This is a genomic window from Sphingobacterium paucimobilis HER1398, assembly GCF_000416985.1.
GTDB lineage: Bacteria > Bacteroidota > Bacteroidia > Sphingobacteriales > Sphingobacteriaceae > Sphingobacterium > Sphingobacterium paucimobilis.
In genome coordinates, this window is sequence record NZ_ATDL01000018.1 from 48,657 (window position 1) to 68,481 (window position 19,825).

At 43.9% G+C, this 19,825-nt stretch carries 16 protein-coding genes and 1 riboswitch; of the genes, 9 read left to right on the forward strand and 7 right to left on the reverse strand.

Annotated features, from left to right (window positions below; translation table 11 throughout):
• Positions 1–5: 5 nt before the first annotated feature.
• Entirely contained in the window at positions 6–1,877 is a 1,872-nt protein-coding gene (locus M472_RS39495) for a TonB-dependent receptor plug domain-containing protein (protein WP_021071531.1), read from the reverse strand.
• 81 nt (positions 1,878–1,958) lie between these two features.
• On the opposite strand from M472_RS39495, the gene M472_RS39500 reads away from it, so the two are divergent.
• Positions 1,959–3,443, forward strand: coding sequence for an aminotransferase-like domain-containing protein (locus M472_RS39500; RefSeq protein WP_021071532.1), 1,485 nt, complete (start codon positions 1,959–1,961; stop codon positions 3,441–3,443).
• Between the two features lie 36 nt (positions 3,444–3,479).
• A complete protein-coding gene (locus M472_RS39505; protein WP_021071533.1) occupies positions 3,480–5,210 on the forward strand; it encodes a tetratricopeptide repeat protein in 1,731 nt (576 codons plus the stop codon).
• 59 nt (positions 5,211–5,269) lie between these two features.
• Here the strand turns inward: M472_RS39505 and M472_RS39510 are convergent, their stop codons facing one another.
• Both M472_RS39510 and M472_RS39515 read right to left on the reverse strand, forming a co-directional pair.
• Complete coding sequence (locus M472_RS39510) at positions 5,270–5,914, reverse strand: hypothetical protein (protein ID WP_021071534.1); 645 nt, start codon at positions 5,912–5,914, stop codon at positions 5,270–5,272.
• 45 nt (positions 5,915–5,959) lie between these two features.
• Positions 5,960–8,875: an FAD-binding and (Fe-S)-binding domain-containing protein gene (locus M472_RS39515; RefSeq protein WP_021071535.1), complete on the reverse strand. Its 2,916-nt coding sequence runs from the start codon at positions 8,873–8,875 to the stop codon at positions 5,960–5,962.
• Between the two features lie 234 nt (positions 8,876–9,109).
• Between M472_RS39515 and M472_RS39520 the strand changes: the two genes are divergently transcribed.
• On the forward strand, positions 9,110–9,589 hold the full coding sequence (locus M472_RS39520) for an Lrp/AsnC family transcriptional regulator (RefSeq protein ID WP_021071536.1): 480 nt from the start codon (positions 9,110–9,112) through the stop codon (positions 9,587–9,589).
• A gap of 3 nt (positions 9,590–9,592) precedes the next feature.
• Positions 9,593–10,690: an EamA family transporter gene (locus M472_RS39525; RefSeq protein ID WP_021071537.1), complete on the forward strand. Its 1,098-nt coding sequence runs from the start codon at positions 9,593–9,595 to the stop codon at positions 10,688–10,690.
• A 330-nt stretch (positions 10,691–11,020) separates the two neighbouring features.
• Here the strand turns inward: M472_RS39525 and M472_RS39530 are convergent, their stop codons facing one another.
• From M472_RS39530 to M472_RS39545, 4 genes are read right to left on the reverse strand one after another with little or no spacing between them, the layout of a single operon-like run.
• Positions 11,021–12,298 carry a M16 family metallopeptidase gene (locus tag M472_RS39530; RefSeq protein WP_021071538.1) on the reverse strand — a complete coding sequence of 426 codons (1,278 nt, stop codon included), beginning with the start codon at positions 12,296–12,298 and terminating at the stop codon, positions 11,021–11,023.
• A complete protein-coding gene (locus M472_RS39535) occupies positions 12,288–13,541 on the reverse strand; it encodes a M16 family metallopeptidase (protein WP_021071539.1) in 1,254 nt (417 codons plus the stop codon). The genes M472_RS39530 and M472_RS39535 overlap by 11 nt, the downstream gene beginning before the upstream one ends.
• 21 nt (positions 13,542–13,562) lie before the next feature.
• Complete coding sequence (gene hemF / locus M472_RS39540) at positions 13,563–14,459, reverse strand: oxygen-dependent coproporphyrinogen oxidase (protein ID WP_021071540.1); 897 nt, start codon at positions 14,457–14,459, stop codon at positions 13,563–13,565.
• Position 14,460: 1 nt separating this feature from the next.
• A complete protein-coding gene (locus tag M472_RS39545; RefSeq protein ID WP_021071541.1) occupies positions 14,461–15,471 on the reverse strand; it encodes an NAD(P)H-dependent glycerol-3-phosphate dehydrogenase in 1,011 nt (336 codons plus the stop codon).
• A 117-nt stretch (positions 15,472–15,588) separates the two neighbouring features.
• Between M472_RS39545 and M472_RS39550 the strand changes: the two genes are divergently transcribed.
• The 5 genes from M472_RS39550 (at position 15,589) to thiE (ending at position 19,823) form a co-directional block, all read left to right on the forward strand.
• A complete protein-coding gene (locus M472_RS39550) occupies positions 15,589–16,179 on the forward strand; it encodes a sugar O-acetyltransferase (RefSeq protein ID WP_021071542.1) in 591 nt (196 codons plus the stop codon).
• Positions 16,180–16,412: 233 nt separating this feature from the next.
• Positions 16,413–16,507: riboswitch (TPP riboswitch) on the forward strand.
• A gap of 74 nt (positions 16,508–16,581) precedes the next feature.
• Positions 16,582–16,794: a sulfur carrier protein ThiS gene (gene thiS / locus M472_RS39555; protein ID WP_021071543.1), complete on the forward strand. Its 213-nt coding sequence runs from the start codon at positions 16,582–16,584 to the stop codon at positions 16,792–16,794.
• Positions 16,795–16,805: 11 nt separating this feature from the next.
• Entirely contained in the window at positions 16,806–18,629 is a 1,824-nt protein-coding gene (thiC, locus tag M472_RS39560) for a phosphomethylpyrimidine synthase ThiC (protein ID WP_021071544.1), read from the forward strand.
• Complete coding sequence (locus tag M472_RS39565) at positions 18,630–19,214, forward strand: thiamine phosphate synthase (protein ID WP_144062763.1); 585 nt, start codon at positions 18,630–18,632, stop codon at positions 19,212–19,214.
• Positions 19,215–19,223: 9 nt separating this feature from the next.
• Entirely contained in the window at positions 19,224–19,823 is a 600-nt protein-coding gene (gene thiE / locus M472_RS39570; RefSeq protein WP_021071546.1) for a thiamine phosphate synthase, read from the forward strand.
• The last annotated feature ends 2 nt before the right edge of the window (positions 19,824–19,825 follow it).

Below are 19,825 nucleotides of genomic sequence, written 5' to 3' on the forward strand. Positions count from 1 at the left end.
TTAAACTACTTGTGCTTCCATTGATAACGGAGGCCCGCTGTATACCATCGTCCAGGCATAGGTACAGCTGCTGTTTCTTTATAGCGCTGATTTAATAAATTCGTCCCCTCTACATAAAAGCTCCATTGGCCAAGACGGTATCCCACTCTCAAGTCGGTGATAAAATAAGGGTCATTACGTTCTCTCTTTATCCACCTGTTACCCAAACTGAAATCCAATCTATTGACTTGATACAACGCGCGCAGCAAGGTCTGGTGTTTTAGACTCTCCACCACATACATCGAGGTCACATCTTCAGCATAAGTCATTTCTTTAGGCTTCAGATAACTATAACTCACATCGTACTTTAATCGTTGCTGATCCGCTATAGTAAAGACCTGTCCAAAGCCGACATTCACCCCAAACATCTTATTGTCACCAAAGTTAAAAGGCTTATATGGATCATTCTCATTATCACGGATACGATCTATAAAATTGGAGATATTTCGATAAAAAACTCCTCCCTGCAGGTAGATATCCGGCTTTTCATAGCGCAAAGCCAACTCATACTGCCATGCATTCTCAGACTTTAGCTCCGCATTCCCTATATTGCCCTTTTGCTTAAGGTAGAGATCCGTATAGGTTGGGATCCGCTGGCTAGAACCCAAGCTGAACGATGCCTTCCAAGTATTGGTGATACTGTAGCCTACGTCTATACCTGGAAATACCTGCCAACCATACTGCGTATTATAATTGAGATACGTTCCGATATTCAACAACAAGCGATCGAAGGCTTCTGTCTTATACTCCGTATATACACCATGGTTATAACGGTCATGCTCGCCCAGGTTGGTACTCTCAATCTCTTCATAACGGCTTTCCAATCCAAAACCAAAATCACCAATCCGGGTATGGAGCATACTGTTCAGTTCAAAACTATATACGTTAGTCTCGTGTTCCGATCTCGCTGTCGATAGGTCATTCCTAAAATAGCGATAGTCATCCTTATTCCCTCTATAGCTGATGCGGGGTCTTAGTTGAAAATTGTCACTCAGTTGATGCGTACTTCCCAAAGACAGCATCGCCGTCTTGACTATCTCATAAGATTCTTTGTCCCCCGGAGCAGCATAAAAGCCATTAGCCCCAAATGCATTGTAAAGATAGCCCGCCATAAGGTCCACTTCATCCTTTGCCCCCAATACATACTTGCCCTGATAGAAAGCTTTTACATTTTCTGTTGCCGTATTATAGCGCTGTCCGTTGGATTTGCCGCCCCCTACGGATATCAGATTTTGCACCTGTGCATTGCCGATATTGGCCACAGCTTGCAGATCGCCTCCACCATATATACCTGTTCCATCGCCTTCCTCTTTTCCTGAAAACGAAGAACCTCCCTGAACACGTACTGACACATCTGTACCCGTCTGCGGCCTCGTAATAATATTAACGGCTCCCGTCAGTGCATTAATACCGTACACACGAGCAGCAGGCCCCTTTAAGACTTCAATGCGTTCGACAGCATCCAGACTCACCGGTATATTCATCGAATGATGCGCCGTCTGTACATCGGATACTTTTACACCATTGATCAATATAAGCGCCTGTTCAAAGGATCCCCCATCAATATTGATGTCCGCCTGCGCGCCAAATGGCCCACGCTGCCGCACATCTATTCCAGGAATATAACTCAGCACCTCATTAATAGAACGTACCGGCATCTTGGCGATATCCTCCCGTTGAATAATCTGGATATTACGGTTCCTCTTGTTAAAAGGAATCTGCAATCGATTCTCAGAAATAACAACTTCATGGAGAGATGTGGTGTCCGAAGCTCCTATCTGTGCTTTGATAGATACTGAAAGCGCCGTTAACGGCAGGATTAAAAATAGTCTTTTCATTAAAGTATCGAATTGTATTTGTTTTGTTGAGCGCAAAAGTCATATCTTTCCGGAACATTTGAATAGTCCACTTTCAACAATATGAGTAGTCCGGTTTTACTTTCCTTATCCAGTTTTGTTCAATTAGATCGAAATGCCTCCACCCCACTTTTTATACAACTCGCCCAACAGATCATCAATGGGATACAGCGGGGCTATCTTACGGCCGGAGCAAAGCTTCCAGGAACGCGACTCGTAGGCGATCAACTCGGGCTGCACCGCAAGACGGTTATAGCGGCATACGATGAACTGGAGGCTCAGGGATGGATCGACATCATTCCCAACAAAGGAACTTTTGTTCTCCAACAAAGCCGAGTAAAACAATCTATCCCCTCCACCAAACCTCCTATCTCGACGACACAGTACCCCATAAAGACTGGATATGACATCCAAATATCCAATATCCTGGACAATCCATTTGAGGAAAACCGTGCGCCCTATTTCTTCTCCGATGGCACCACTGATATACGGCTTACACAAGTAAGAAACCTTTCGTTGCAGTACAGCTCATCCATGAATCGTAAAGGCAGTTTACAAAGGATGTCGCAGTACCACGAGAATGGAAGTATCTTCTTTAAAGAACAATTGAGCAATTATCTCAACCTCTCCAGAGGGCTTCATATTTCTAAACATAATCTACTGATCACAAGGAGCTCCGAGATGAGTATATACATCATTGCTAAAGTCATTCTTAAGCCCTTGGATAAGGTCATCGTGGCCGAGCTGAGCAATTTTGCGGTAAATATGACCCTACTGCAAGCCGGTGCCACATTAGAGACCATCCCTTTGGACAAAGAAGGAATTTCGATAGAAGCATTAAAACAGAAATTAAAGACTGGTCGGATACGCATGCTTTACATTACCCCACATCACCATTATCCGACGACGGTCACACTGAGCGCAAAACGCCGTTTGGAACTGCTGCAATTGGCAAATGAATATGGCTTCATTATTGTCGAAGATGACTACGATTACGACTTTCACTATGAAAAAGCCGCAGTCCTGCCTTTAGCCAGTGCCGATACCAACGGAATGGTCATCTACACCGGGACCTTGGGACAATCATTGGCGCCTGCATTCCGGACCGGTTTTGTAGTGGCCCCACAGAACCTCATACAGGAAATGAACAAATATCTAGGCATCATCGATAGGCAGGGCGATATCATTATGGAACAGACCTTGGGTGAGATGATCGAAGAAGGTGAAATACATCGACATTTAAAAAAGTCGCTCAAAGTATATAGAGAACGGCGTGATCACATGTCTGACTTGCTACAGGACATGCTGGAAGACTATGTCTCCTTTGATACGCCCAATGGAGGACTCGCTACCTGGGTACAGTTTCATCAGATCAAGTCGCTGATGACCATAAAGGAAAAATGCCTAAAACAGGGGCTTTTGATACCACGTCATACCCTCTACCAAAACAAACAAATATCAGCCATGCGTATGGGCTTCGGTCATATGGATAATCTCGAAATGGAACAGAGTATCTCGATTCTTAAAAACGCCTTAGCGTCTTTTTGAGTTTTGGTAAAAAAAAAGCTAAATTGCAGCCTGTCTATGTGTATTATCAGAAACATCATAACCTTCATTATACTCAGCTTATTTTCAACCCTTAGAGCCGAAGTGCCTGATTTGAAAATACAGTTGAACAGCATCGCCGACACAAAAAAACAAATAGAATATTGTCTCGCATTAGATACGAGAAAGGATGGTATTGTCGATTCGAACTATCTGAAAGAGTATCTACGCCCCCTTCTTCAGCACAAAAACAAAGGCCTTCAGGTTGCTTACTATCTCCTGTTAGCAGATGCCGCTTCTATTATATTCGACCAGGTAAATCCCGTAACAGACGCTTACTTTAACCAGGCGATGGGGATTGCGGAGCAGAGTGGCGTGCAGGAATACCGCTTATTGCCCCTGATACGAAGAGGATATTATTATTTTACCTATCGAGAGATATCCGCCGCGCTCCCCTATTTTCTCTCGGCATCCAATCTAGTCCAGGAGGCAAACTTGGACCAAGTCGCAATGGCAGCACGTCACCTGCAATGGATGGCTAATTTTTATGGCTATATAGGTAATTCCACAAAAGCTCTTGAATATTACAAGAAGGCCGTTAACTATGCGCCCAAAGACACAAGACAGACTATCGATATTCTGAACGCCATAGGTGTCTATTATTATAGAGACAGTATATATGATAAGGCACACCACTATTACAAAGAAGGGCTGAAAGTAGCAGAACGAACAAAGGATACGGTATGGATGGGTATACTGCAAGGTAATATTGGCAACATCCTTCTGGCCAAAGGAGATACCAGCCAAGCCATTGTGCTATCCGAAATGAATGTAAAAACATCGCTAAAATACGAGGATTTCAGTGATGCTATGCGTACGCTGTTGGGATTGGCCGAGATTGCAGTTGCTCAAAAGCGATGGAACCAAGCGAAAGCATATTTGGCGCAGGCAGAGGTCTACTTCGAGCCCAAACCCTTCTTTTTGATGTATAAAACGGCTGCTTACGAATTGAAAGCCAAAATTGCACAGGCCGAAGGTAATAAAACGGAGGCGATTTACTACCTGAATCAATTTATAACATACAACGATTCTACACAACAACAAAAAGACAGCGAACGCCTTCAACAGGCGACATGGAACTGGGAGGCTGAACGCTTTAACCTCGCCATAACCGAAGCGGAAAATAAAAGAAAACAAGACCGCTTTCGTGACCTCAGTATAAGTATCGTCTTGATTCTGACACTCCTATCCATCACACTGCTGATACATAGATCGAGGCAACGTATTCGGATAAAAACCATAAAGCTGGAAAAGGATCAGCTCGCACTCCTACTAGAGAAAGAACTGCTGGACAACCAACTGATACAAGCTAAAACGGAGATGGAAGACTTTCTCTTACGCATAAAAGAGAACGAGAAGATTATACAAGATCTGGGAAGAAAACTAGCTAACGCTCAAGTGAACCATCAAAATGATCATGTTGACGAAATACAGGAAAGCCTCAACCAGATGCTGGACTCCCATATGATGACCGATGAGCGCTGGTACAGATTTAAATCTTTATTTGACACCACCCATCCTGGTTTTTTTGAAGAGATCACTGTACGCTATCCCAATATATCCGAAAACAACCTTAGATTATTGACATTGAGTAAGCTTAATCTAAATAATCAAAGTATTGCACACCTATTGGGCATATCGCTTGATGGCGTAAAAAAAGCAAAGCAAAGGCTACGCAAAAAGATAAGCCAGACAGCAGCTGACCATTAAATAAAAACAGCTTCGATTCATCTAATCGAAGCTGTCCTATTTCATTCTCAAGTGTACACTTATTTTCCTTCAAAAGCCGCTACAAACTGCTTCCGGAAAGTAGAATCTTTTTCTGAAAACTCGAATGCCTTACGGTACGTATCCACTACCCCAAAGATCTCTGCAGGCTCTCCCGCTCCATTTTCAAAGAACAGCTTAAAACTATATGTGGATGGTTTCGTCAAGTCCACAGCCGTCTTATTGGAAGAGAACACGGTCGGCAATATCACCCCTTCCGTCATTTTATCAGCTGTTGGCAATTTGAACATGGTGCCTAAAGCTTTGACAAATGCATCTGAGGAGCCGCCCAACGATGAAAACTTAATAGATCCTTTCACAAATCCCGCCTTTTGATCGACCTTACCATCGTTGGTAAGACCTGGCTTAATATCCTTCAAGACTTCAATCTTTAAGCCCACGGTATCTTTGTCAAACAACGACTTGGCCGTATAGATCATCGAAGAATCTGTACTGGTTTCTTCTGTAAAGCGTAAAAACAACGTTTGCTTGTCAGCTTCCTTATTATTGGTCAACTGCTCGATAGAAGCCGTATTTTTTGTAGAATCGCCCGTAGTAGATTTATTCTCTTGACTGGCATTATTACAAGAGCCCATTGTTACAGCAAAGGCTACTCCTAGTCCTAAAAACGAATTAAGTGATTTCATAAAATTTCTATTTTATTGTGAAACAATTAAGATACGACATTGTTTTTACTTAATTAGTGCTTTATATAAGATTTCGACCGGATGGTAGGATTTTCTTCCTACCCCATCCTTGATTTGATGACGACATGAGGTACCTGCTGCAGCGATCAATGTATCCGATTGGGCACTCCTTACCGCAGGAAGCAATACCAACTCCGCGACTTTCATCGATATTTCATAGTGCTCTTTTTCGTACCCAAATGATCCTGCCATCCCACAGCATCCTGAAGGGATCACCTCGACCGTATAATTAACAGGCAGCGACAGCAGTTTTTCCGTAGTGCCGACCAGATGAAAAGCTTTTTGATAACAATGTCCATGTAGCTTTATAGCCTGCTTTTCGGAGGTAAACTGTTCGGGATGTATATTTCCCTTTTCCACCTCGCGAAGCAAAAATTCTTCCATGGTCAATGCATTTCTCGCAATGCGTGACGCCGCTTCTTGCTGTTCGTTGTCCACCAAGGACAGATACTCGTCCCTAAAGGTGAGTATAGCGGAGGGCTCTATACCTAACAACGGTGTACCATCATTTATCAGTTGACTCAGGAGTGATACATTCTTGTTTGCCAGCGCCTTGGCTTCTTTGACAAAACCTTTTGACAGGTAGGTGCGTCCGCTCTCTTTATGCGGCGGAACCAAAACCTGATACCCCAGTGCCGTTAACAGCTTATACGCCGTAATACCTATTTCCGTATCGTTATAGTCTGTAAACTCGTCGCAGAATAAATAGACTCTTCGCTGACTCGTATAGGCATCCTGCTTTTTGATCCATTGTTTAAGTGTCGTGCTCGAAACCTTTGGTAATGAACGTTCGGGAGCAAAACCCACCACCTTTTTAATTACCTTAGAAAACACAGCATTCTGTGCAAAAAAGTTATATACAGGAGCGACCATAGCGCCCAACTGCTGGCTTTTTGTAAAATTCGCTATCAGCTTAGAACGAAAAGGAGCGCCATGTACATCATAGTATTGCTGTAAGAACTCTGCTTTCATCTTGGCGACATCGACACTGGATGGACATTCCGTCTTACATCCTTTACAGCTCAAACAGAGGTCCATCACTTCTTTAATCTCTTCATGATCAAAGCGGTTCTTTTTCGTAGAGTTGGTCAAAAACTGACGTAACATATTAGCACGTGCTCTGGTGGTATCCTTCTCATTGCGGGTAGCCATGAAAGACGGACACATCGTACCTCCTGTGATTTCGGTTTTTCGACAGTCTCCAGATCCAGAACACTTTTCAGCCAATCTCAAGATGCTCTCGTCTTTGGTAAAATCAAAATAGGTCTTGATAGCCTGGCCGTCTACCGGTTTATCATAGCGCAAAGAACTATCCATAGGTGGCGCATCGACAATCTTGTTGGCATTGAATATTCCCTTCGGATCAAAAATTCCCTTGACCTCGCGCAGCAACTGATAGACATCCTCACCAAGTACCTTTCCGATGAACTCTCCCCGTAATCGACCGTCTCCATGTTCGCCACTAAGCGATCCATTATATTTCAGGACCAGGTCTGCCGTTTTTTCCAAAATATCGCGAAACTGCTTCTTCCCTTGATCAGACTTCAGATTAATGAAGGGTTCGATATGCAATTCTCCTGCTCCTGCATGCGCATAATACGAAGCGTGCACACCTTGCTCTTGAAGCAACTGCTGCACGTCTGCGACATAAGCCGGCAGATCCTCTGGTGAAACCGCACAATCCTCGATCAGATTGACCGGTTGGCTATCTCCTGGCAGGTTACGGATCAGTCCCAATCCCGCCTTACGGACATCCCATACCAAGTTTGTCTCCTTCGCATCGGTTATCAATGGATAGGCGTAGCCAAATCCTGCTTCGACCAAATCCTGCTTCAGATGGTCCGCTTTTGCTTCAATCTCCTCTTTGGTATCGGCTCTGAACTCTACGATCAGAAGAGCCTGTGGGTCGCCTTCGATAAAAAAGCGATTGTACTGATAGGTAGGATGGCCTACGGTAAAATCCAATATATACTTGTCCACCAATTCGGAAGCCTCCGGATCGTGATTAAGAGCTATCACATTCGCACGCATACATTCAATCATATCATTAAAATGTACACATAACAACCCAATCTCTTTGGGAGGCAAAGGACGCAATTTCAATACCGCTTCGGTCACGATTCCGAGCGTCCCTTCAGAGCCAGCCAATAGGTTACAGAGATTGAACGGCACCTCGCTATCGACCAGATAATCTAAGGCATATCCCGTATTTCGTCGTGTTATGGTCTTCTTCGGAAACCCCTTCTCTATGGCTTCTACGTTTGCCGGCTTAGTCAATAGATCATTCAATGCACGATAGATATCGCCTTCCCTGCCTTTCATAGCGAGTTTTCCAAAATGAGCAGCAGGATCTAATTGTTCAAAAACAACTTCACTGCCATCGTTGAGGACCACGTCCGCACGGATCAGGTTCTCGCGGGTATCGCCCCATACTATAGAATGCAGTCCGGACGAGTTGTTGCCAATCATTCCCCCTACCATCGCTCGGCTCGCCGTAGATGTTTCCGGTCCAAACATCAGACCATAGGGCTTTAGATACGCATTTAAGTCATCCCGGATCACACCAGGCTCGACCTTAACCCATTGTTCCTCGACATTCAACTCCAAAATCTTATTGAAGCACTTCGAGACATCGACCACAATACCACTTCCTACCACCTGCCCAGCCAGTGATGTACCTGCAGTACGAGGGATCAGCGTTACTCTATTTTCATCGGCAAACTGTACCAATTTCAATATATCATCCTTGGTATGGGGAATGACGACAGCAAGGGGCAATTCTTGATACACGGATGCATCCGTAGCATAAGCTAATCGAATGGTCTGGTGCTTAGAGTCGGATGGGTTATAATATAACTCCCCTTCTATCTGATGGCTTAGTTTCGCTAACGTTGACAACATGAACTTCTTCTTTTAAATCTATTAGATAAACAAATCTAATCAATCTTACATTATTTTTAGGTATATTAGAGTCAACGATTGTTATTTTATGCAATAAGATTTATAAATAACGCATAATAACGCAACGCCTATTCTTATTCAAATAGATCCCATCACGCAGACTGATAGAATATAATTCATTTTCTGATAAATAATTATGAATTATATTCTAAAAAAGGTTAAATTTGCAGAATTATGTCAAAAACAGAAATATCATTAGACCATATTGACTATCAGATACTCCGCATCATGCAGAATAATGCCCGGACGAACAACGCTGATATAGCGCGCGAACTCGGCATGGCGCCTTCTGCTATCTTGGAGCGAGTCAAGAAGTTAGAGCAAAAGGAAGTTATATTGCAATACAATGCTAAGATCAATCCTTCTGCATTAGATCAAAACTTACTATCGTTTATATCCATCAAAACGTCGGACATTATCGGAGAGCAGGGCGTTGCCTATCTTTTGGCAGAAATCCCCGAAGTCCAGGAGGTGCATGATATCGCAGGCGATGATGGATACCTTATAAAGGTACGTACGCATGACGCAGCTGGGTTGGTCGATTTAATGCGCAATACGTTAGGGAAGATAGAGGGCATCCTGTCTACCCGTACGACGATCGTCCTGCAAACGGTCAAAGAAGAACAAAAACTAGTAATTCCTTCAAAAGACTAATTAATGAACGAAAAGAATCCTTCAGTAGCGCGCATCGTTTTCGCCTATCTTGTTGTCTATATCGTATGGGGGTCAACCTTCTTTTTCATCGAAAAAGCGCTTCGATCATTTTCCCCATTTGTTTTGGGCTCCATTCGCTTTATCATAGCGGGATCGCTGCTAATGGGATACTGTGGGTTGAAAGGTTATAAAATATTCAACAGAGAAGATGTCAAACAAGCCATATTTGTTGGATTTTTACTTCTCTTTATAGATATGGCGGCCATTATTTGGTCCGAACAATATATATCCAGTGGTATCGTATCTATTCTTTCCGCCGCTACTGCTATTTGGTTTATTGTCTTTGACAAGCCCAAGTGGAAAGAAAACTTCTCTAGCTTACCTATTATTCTTGGTTTGGTTTTAGGCTTTACCGGAGTTATCATGCTGTTCGCAGAGCAAGTTTTTGGCCAAACCGACGATGGCGAAAAGTCGCAAAACCTGATCGCCATGGGGGTTCTTATCCTGGGGACGATCGGCTGGACTATAGGTTCCTTGACATCCAAATACAGTCAAAAGGACAAGTCAGAAAAGCGAAAAGAACAGCCCTTAAATGTTATTGTCAAGACCGCTTGGCAAATGGTGACTGCCGGCGTTGCCTTTACCACTGTTGCTTTACTGAATGGCGAATACAAAGCATTTGATTATAATGCCGTCTATTTGGCCGACTGGGGTGCGATCATCTACCTGGTTACGTTTGGATCGATCCTCGCTTTTAGTTCCTACATTTGGCTTCTACAGGTCAGACCGGCTACCGAAGTCAGCACCTATGCCTATGTCAACCCTATTGTAGCATTACTATTGGTACATTTCTTTACCGATCACCAGGTCACACCTTTACAGATAATGGGGCTTGTAGTAGTTTTATTTTCTGTACTGTTGATGAACTGGAACCTGTACAAAAATAACAGAACAATACGGGCACTTCGTTACAGAAAGAAACTAAAACGTGTTAAGAACATGGCTCCGAAAAGTAGTATCCCTAGAATTATAGAGGTGGCGGAGTTCAGCGCAAAAGAAAAGAAAAAACAAGCCAAAGAAGCGAAGAAAGAGAATAATTAGGACGTATTTAAGAAGTTTACAAGTGTTAACTAAATATGATCTTTTCTTCTCGCTCAAGCCGCGAGTGGCTCGTACTTTTTTCCGCACAAAGTACGCAAAAACTCATCGCTTAAACCACGAAGTGCTCTGCGAAGCAAAACTTTTGACTCAAAGTCCGTGCCTCCCTCTGCAATTGCCAAAATTTTTCAGGCGATACGAAGAGTGTGTGTACAGATTTTGCTTTATTTAGAGCCTCCCATCATAAGTTTCGTTTATAGGCGACATTAATCTAACTTGTAAAGCTACTTCTTATAAAACCATTATTGCTGAAAGATAAAAAAAGGGAAGTATTTAATACTTCCCTACAATTACTTTACTCAGCTTATCATAATCAAAGTAACGTGTTGCGATCTCCTGTACCCTCGCCGGCGTCATGGTCCGCAATACCTCGTGGTAATAATGATAGTAGGACAAATCAAGTCCGCTAAAATAAACGGCTTTAAACTTGTCTACATGTGAAAAGATACTCTCCAAACTGCCGAGAAGATTTCCCTGCATGTAGTTACGGACGAGCTCCACTTCTTCTATAGTCGTAGGCTGTTCGCGCAAATGCTTAAATTCCTTTTCTATTTCTACCAGCGTTGCATTAGTTACATCCGCACCGACCTCCGATCCCAACGTGATAAAGGCGGTGTGCTTTAAACTGACCACAGCCGACCCTATACCATAGGTGTAGCCCTTGTCTTCTCGGATATTGCGCATCAGCCGAGATCCGAAAAAACCACCTAACAACGTATTTACAAACTGTATAGCCGGAAAGTCAGGATGTGCACGGCCTTCGGTAATACCCCCCATGCGAATAGCCGATTGGAGCGCTTCTTCTTTTGGCTCGACCACCAACTGTCCATCGCCAGGCAAGGGCAGGTCAATAGAATTGCCGACTGCTGTTTTGCTGCTCGCCCATTCTTGGCCAAATAAACTATCTACCAGCCCCTGAAGCTCTTCGTCTATCCTACCCGCAATCAGCAACGTACAGTTATTTGGTGCGATCTGTTGCTCAAATAGGGCAATAAGCTTCTCTCTGCTCAGGCTATCGTAATCTTCGAGATCCGCCACAGCACCATATTGGTTAGGCCCAAATAGATTTTTATAAAACAAACGACGAGCCACCACATCATTCTTTTGCAAAGCTATCTGTAGACTTTGTTTATTATTTCGGATATACGTCTCCAGTTCTTCCTCCGGGAAAGTAGAGTGCATTAATATATCAGCAACAATAGGCAGCACTTTATCGACATGCTTTCTTATCGTATACAGCGACAATGCGGTATAATCAAAACTATACTCGGGCATCAGATAAGCTCCATAGAAATCTATTTCTTCAGCTATCTCCGCACTGCTCCTGCTTGTTGTACCTTCTTTCAACATCGACGACAGGGCGACATTCAAAATTGGGAGCGAGGACTTTTCGTAATAGTTCTCAAAAACAAATTCAAACTTAATCAGTTCCAATTCATCGGTATGGAACAAAAAAGTCTTCAATCCGTTGGCATGGCTTAGCGCTACGGGCTGTACCAACTCTAAATCTCCAATCGCCTGGTAAGGTGGCGCTTCTAATCTATTCGGCATGTTTACCTCCTTTTGATTGGTACCATAAAGTCGATGAATTCTCCATTCTAAATATGTCTTTAGCTACACGCTGTACATCTTCAGCGGATACCTTTAAATACTTATCGTTCTCTTCGTTATAGTCTTTCGCATCTCCCAAAGCTTCATAGAATGCTAAGTTCATCGCTTTATCCAAAATAGAAAGCTCAGAAAACAATAACGTCGATTCGATCTTGTTCTTTACTTTCTGCAACTCCGACTCCACTACAAGATCCGATTTTATCTTATTTATTTCCTCCCATATAATCGCTTCCGCTTCTTCCAGACTAATACCTGCCAGAGGTTTTCCCTCGATCACAAACAGGTTTGTATCGATACTCCCCGTTACATAAGCATTGATCTCCGAAAAGACCTGTCTTTCTTTGACCAGGGAACGATATAGTCGCGAAGAAGAGCCTCTTGAAAGGATATCAGACAGCAAATCCATCGTTTGATAATCCTTAGACAACCGGTCATAACCGTGAAAAGCGATATATATACTATCTACTGGCACATCCGCTTCGACCACCTCACGCCTAGCCGCCTCTTGCTTAGGTTCTTGTGGCAGATTACGACGGTAAGTCTGTCCTGCAGGAATCTCATCAAACCACTTCTCCGTTAGCACCTTTATATCTGCCAGCTTCACGTCTCCTGCAACTACCAATACCGCATTTTGAGGCGTATAGAACTTGGAGAAGAAGCCTTTGACATCTTCCATCGTTGCATCTTCGATATGCTTGAGCTCCTTACCTATAGTCGCCCATCGGTAAGGATGCACCTTATAGGCCATAGGTCGCAAATGCAACCATACATCACCATAGGGCTGATTCAGGTAGCGCTGTTTAAACTCCTCGCAGACGACCTGACGTTGCACCTCTAGGCTTTGATCACTAAAAGCCAAGCTCAACATCCGGTCGCTCTCTAACCAGAATGCGGTTTCCAGATTAGAGGCAGGCAGCGTGATATAGTAATTGGTAATATCATTGCTCGTAAAAGCATTGTTCTCACCTCCCACTTGCTGTAGCGGACCGTCATAATTTGGAATATTGACGGATCCTCCGAACATGAGATGCTCAAATAAGTGGGCAAAACCCGTCTGCTCCGGGGACTCATCACGAGCCCCTACATTATATAAAATATTAACAACAGCCATGGGGGTAGTATGGTCTTCATGTACCAATACTTTCAACCCATTGCTTAAAGTAAACCTTTCAAAATTTATCATAAAAGACGTTAAAGCAGAAACTTAAACCCAATTGACTCCTTTTCGTAATAAGGCAATTGTCTTGGCTTCCTCAGAATCTGCTGAAGGTGTAAAATTATAAAACCAATTGGCCTGAGCAGGCAAGCTCATAAGGATGGATTCGATACGTCCATTGGTCTCTAAGCCAAAACGGGTACCCGAGTCGTACACCAGATTAAACTCCACATAGCGACCACGACGCAGCAACTGCCAGTCCTTCTCTGCGGCTGTATAGCTTTTATTACGATGTCGGTTTACCAGTTCCGTATACAACGGTGCAAACGTACGTCCCAAATCACAAGAAAAAGCAAATATTTCGTCATAGCTCAATCCAGTTTTCTCGGGAGTCAATTTGTCGTAAAATACGCCGCCTATACCCCGTGTCTCATTCCTATGTTTGATAAAGAAGTAATTGTCCGCCCAGGTTTTAAACTCTTCGTAGAAGCTATCCTTATGTCGATCGCACACTTCCTTCAATGTCTGGTGGAAATAACGCGCATCGTCTTCCTGCACATAGTGTGGTGTCAAGTCGATGCCGCCACCAAACCAACGAATCTCGTCATTCAACTCAAAATAGCGAATATTCATGTGGATAATAGGTACATGCGGATTATTGGGGTGTATCACAATAGACACTCCTGTAGCAAAAAAGTCTTCAGAGTCGACTCCAAAGGCTTTCTTTATCGTTTCGGGCAACTTGCCGTGTACGGCGGAAAAGTTAACCCCTCCTTTTTCCAGGATATTGCCATTCTGAATAATTCGGGTTCTTCCACCACCACCACCTTCCCGCTCCCAAAGTTCTTCTTCAAACTTAGCACCTCCATCAAGTAACTCGAGTGCCTGACAGATCTCGTCCTGAATACGCTGATAGGTTTCAGCAATCTCTTCTTTCAATATCATCTTATGTAAAGTCTTTTGCCAGCTTAGTCACCTCGGCACTTGCTGACTGGTGATTGTACAATACCTGAAATACCATATTACATATCGGCATGCGAAGCTCAAACCGCTGAATCACGCTTTGGATACAAGCTGAAGCGTAATAGCCTTCTGCAACCATATTCATCTCTAACTGAGCAGACTGCACGGTATATCCTTTACCAATCATATTACCAAAAGTACGGTTACGACTGAATTGGGAATAGGCCGTCACCAACAAGTCACCCAGGTAGGCAGAAGTTTTGATATCCCTGTGCTGAGGCGCTAGCGCTTCCACAAAATAATCCATCTCGCGGATCGCATTCGAAATCAAAACTGCCTGAAAATTATCTCCATAGCCCAGACCGTGACATATCCCCCCGGCCAAAGCATAAATATTCTTTAGAACGGCGCCATACTCGATTCCGATAACATCATCGGATATAATCGTATTGATGTAACGCGAGGCGAATAATGCTGCAACCGCATTAGCTTCATGCTTTGTACTGCTGGCGAAGGTCAAATAAGAAAGTTTTTCCTGAGCGACCTCTTCGGCATGACAAGGACCTCCGATCACAACAATCTTTTCCAAAGGAATATCATACTGTGAGCGCAAGTATTCGCCTACAATCTGGTTTTCGTCCGGAATGATCCCTTTAATGGCAGAAACCACCGTTTTATCTTTAAAATCGGACGCAATAAGCCCTTCCAATGCTGATTTCAAATAAGCTGCTGGTGTATTTAATACGACAATATCACACTGTGATACAATTTCGCGCACATCAGAGCTGATATTTTCGGGTTGAACTTTTACCTCTACGGCGCTTAAGTAACTTGGATTATGTTTGTACGTCCTGATAAAAGTTACATCTTCAGGCTTACGAACCCACCAAAATATTTCTTTAGACAGTGTGCTATCGGTCAGCATTTTGATCATCGCTGTCGCCCAGCTCCCACTTCCAATTACGGCAATCTTTGATTTTGAATTATCTATCATTCCAGGCAAAGATAATTAATAATAAATTAACAGCCCTTTTAGGGTTGGATTAATTATATAAAAATGACTTTTGCTATATTCACCTTTTCAATCCTTATATCAACAGCGAGGGACACTATGTCAGAACAAGAAAAAATGATTGCAGGCGAGCCTTATTATGCCAATCGCAAAGAGCTCACAACGCTTCGGCTAGAGGCCCAGCGTTTATGTTTTAGGTATAATCAGATAGACCCTAAAAACCATAGAGAACGCAAGGGCGTGATCCGCGGGCTATTTGGCAAGACAGGAGGTTTGTTCTGCGTCGAGCAGCCTTTCTATTGCGATTACGGATTTAATATTGAAATTGGAGAATCTTTCTTTTCCAACTACCATCTGACGATTTTGGACTGTGCTCCGGTAAAAATCGGCAATAATGTAATGCTGGGGCCTTCGGTTTCCATTTATACCGCTGGGCATCCGATACACCATGATATTCGCAACACAGGGCTAGAGTATGCTTTACCCGTAACTATAGGTGACAATGTCTGGATCGGTGGCAATGTGGTCATTAATCCAAATGTAACCATCGGCAATAATACAGTTATCGGCTCGGGAAGTGTCGTAACCAAAGATATCCCCGACAATGTTATCGCCGTAGGAAATCCCTGCAAAGTACTTAGAGCTATCACCGAAGAAGATAGGAAGTTCTACTTTCAAGATCGCCAATAGAATTCGATGCAGACTCACTTTAATAAAAAAACCTGAAGCTGGGAACTTCAGGTTTTTTACCAAACCAATTATTAACCTAAATATGAAATTATGAAATTTTTACTTTCTTTTATTACCAAAACGCCCCTCTTCCCTGTTTAGTATAAAACGCGCTCGGTATTAACATTTTTTAACAAAAAGAAACAAATACTTGAAAAATTTTTATTTCACAATAATATCTCTTATCCTTGTACAAAATACTTTAGGGGTGTCTGCAAGGCAGGCTGAGATTTTACCCTTGGAACCTGATCTAGTTCATACTAGCGTAGGGAAAAGTAAGTGTATCTTTCACTTAATGGCTGTCCATCGATAGCTGTCCTTTCGCTGCATTCCTAAAGTATTAATAATAAACTTTTTAATACGATGCAGATAAAAATCAACAATCAATTCCATCAACTTCAGGACGACTTACCGCATTCGCTGGCCGATACGCTGTCGACCTTGATTCCGGATTTAAAAAGCAATGGTATTGCTGTAGCACTCAACAACCAAGTTGTACCTCGTCAAGACTGGCCGGCTACCCCTATCTCCAACCACGACGAAATCCTCATCATTACCGCCACACAGGGCGGATAAACCCAATAACCATGAAAAATCAAGAAAACACAACGATTACGACACAGCCCTTTCCGAATGCCAGAAAAGTCTATATTCCGGGCACACTATTCCCTATTCAGGTGGCAATGCGCGAAATCAGCCTGTCTCCAACACGCTTGAGCACGGGCGGTATCGAGGAAAATCCCCCTATCACCGTGTATGACACCTCGGGACCGTATACAGACTCGAGCAAAGTGATCGATATCAAAAAAGGCATCGACCGTCTTCGCGAATCTTGGATACTGGAGAGAAATGACGTCGAAATTTTGGACAAGATCAGTTCCGAATATGGAAATGAGCGAGCCAATGATCCCAAATTGGAACATCTTCGCTTTGACTACCAACATAAACCCAAGCAGGCGAAAGCAGCGCATAATGTAACGCAGCTGCACTATGCACGCAAAGGTATTATTACGGCAGAGATGGAGTATGTCGCCATTCGGGAAAACCAACGTATCGAGCAATTGGAAAGCGCACAAGCAGCGATGACACAACAACATAAGGGCTATAGCTTTGGAGCCAGGACGCCGACCAAGCGGATCACCCCAGAGTTTGTTCGTGATGAGATAGCTGCCGGACGAGCAATAATCCCCAATAATATCAACCATCCGGAGAGCGAACCTATGATTATAGGCCGCAATTTCTTGGTCAAGATCAATGCAAACATCGGAAATAGTGCCGTAACATCGAGTATCGAGGAGGAAGTTGAAAAAGCCGTATGGGCCTGTCGATGGGGAGCTGATACCATCATGGACCTATCAACCGGAAAAAACATACACGAGACCCGAGAATGGATTATCAGAAACTCCCCAGTGCCTATCGGAACGGTGCCTATCTATCAAGCACTCGAAAAGGTCAATGGTGTAGCCGAAGACCTCACCTGGGAGATCTTTAGGGATACCCTGATCGAACAAGCTGAGCAGGGTGTTTCCTATTTTACGATCCATGCCGGAGTGCTGCTCCGTTATATCCACCTCACCGCCGCACGGGTGACCGGAATTGTATCCCGTGGAGGTTCCATCATGGCCAAGTGGTGCCTGTTCCACCATAAAGAGAGTTTCCTCTACACACACTTTGAAGAAATATGCGAGATCATGAAAAAGTACGATATCGCATTCTCTCTGGGGGATGGCTTACGTCCTGGTTCTATAGCAGATGCCAACGATGAAGCTCAATTTGCGGAATTGGAGACCCTTGGCGAGTTGACCAAGATAGCCTGGAAACACGATGTACAGGTGATGATCGAGGGGCCAGGTCATGTACCGATGCACCTGATCAAAGAAAATATGGAAAAACAATTAGAATGCTGCGACGAAGCTCCTTTCTACACCTTAGGCCCCCTGACGACAGACATCGCACCTGGTTACGACCATATCACCTCGGCCATAGGAGCTGCCATGATCGGATGGTATGGCTGCGCCATGCTATGTTACGTAACCCCTAAGGAGCACCTGGGGCTTCCCAATAAAAAGGATGTCAAAGACGGAGTAATCACCTACAAAATCGCAGCCCATGCTGCAGATCTGGCAAAAGGCCATCCTGGCGCTCAATACCGAGACAATGTCCTCAGCAAAGCCCGGTTTGAATTCCGCTGGGAAGATCAGTTCAACCTGGCTCTGGATCCTGAAACAGCTCGGGAGTACCATGATGAGACCTTGCCTGCCGACGGAGCCAAAGTAGCTCATTTTTGCTCCATGTGTGGCCCTAAATTCTGCTCGATGAAAATCACACAGGAAATCAGAGACAGTGTCGCTGAGGGAATGTTGCAAAAATCAACAGAGTACATCGAATCAGGCAAAGAAATATACCTGTAGATGCGGATCATAACACTACCAGGCCCCATGCCTCATGAAAGCAGATTGATACGGATGTTTGTAAGCTATACCGATGTCATCGTTCATATACGGAAACCAACAATGTCCATACGGGAGATGGACGAGTTTTTAGCAGGGTTTACTCCGGAGGAACGAAAGAAACTGGTGCTACACAGCTATCCAGAGCTAAGTCGTACCTGGGGCTTGGAGCGTTTACACTATCCAGCTTCGTTACGTCCGTCATCTTTGCAGGCTGATGGACATACGGGCTATCGCATCAGCACCTCGGTGCATAGCTGGGCGGAGTTCAATAGTCTCTCGTCCAGCTATCAGGATGCCTTTATCAGTCCCGTATTTTCAAGTATTTCGAAGAAAGGGTACCGGCCGAATGAAGATCTACGCCGTACCGAAAAACGGGAGAACTTCTCGACGAACCTCATCGCCCTAGGCGGTATCGCAACGCATAACATCGAATTGTTAAAGCAAAACGTTGAGGATGTCGCACTGTGCGGAAGCGTATGGCTGTCCGATGATCCTTTTGCACAGTTCAAGACCTGTTACAACCTATGGCACAATCAACTATAAAAAATCAAAATGTATAGCAAAATTCAGTACATATCCTCTGGAACAACAGCAGAAGAGCAACTAGAAAATATTACAGCGGTATTGAACAAGGGAATAGACTGGATTCAGCTCCGCTTTAAAACCGAAGAATCCCGGTCCATTCACCAACTCGCACAACAAGTGAAGCAGCTCCAGACAAGCTACAACTTCACTTATATCATCAACGACCATATCGATATAGCACGGGCTGTCGGAGCTGATGGTATCCATCTGGGTCTTCAAGACGACAGTATCGAGGTAGCTCGGGCGGCGCTCGGAAACAAAAAAATCATAGGCGGAACCGCCAACAGCCTAGACGATGTACTACAGCGAATCGACGAGGGCTGTGACTACATCGGAGTAGGTCCTTTGCGATTTACAGCAACAAAACAGAATCTGAGTCCCACTCTTGGATTTGAGGGGTACCAGCAGCTTATCGACCGACTGAAGGAGATTCCGACCCCGCCCCTATTTGCTATTGGAGGGGTACGCCTAGCTGACATCGACCGCTTAGCTGACATAGGCATATACGGTGTCGCCATGTCCAAAGAATTGAATAACCTCAACCCTGAATTAAAACTTAAAAAATAGCA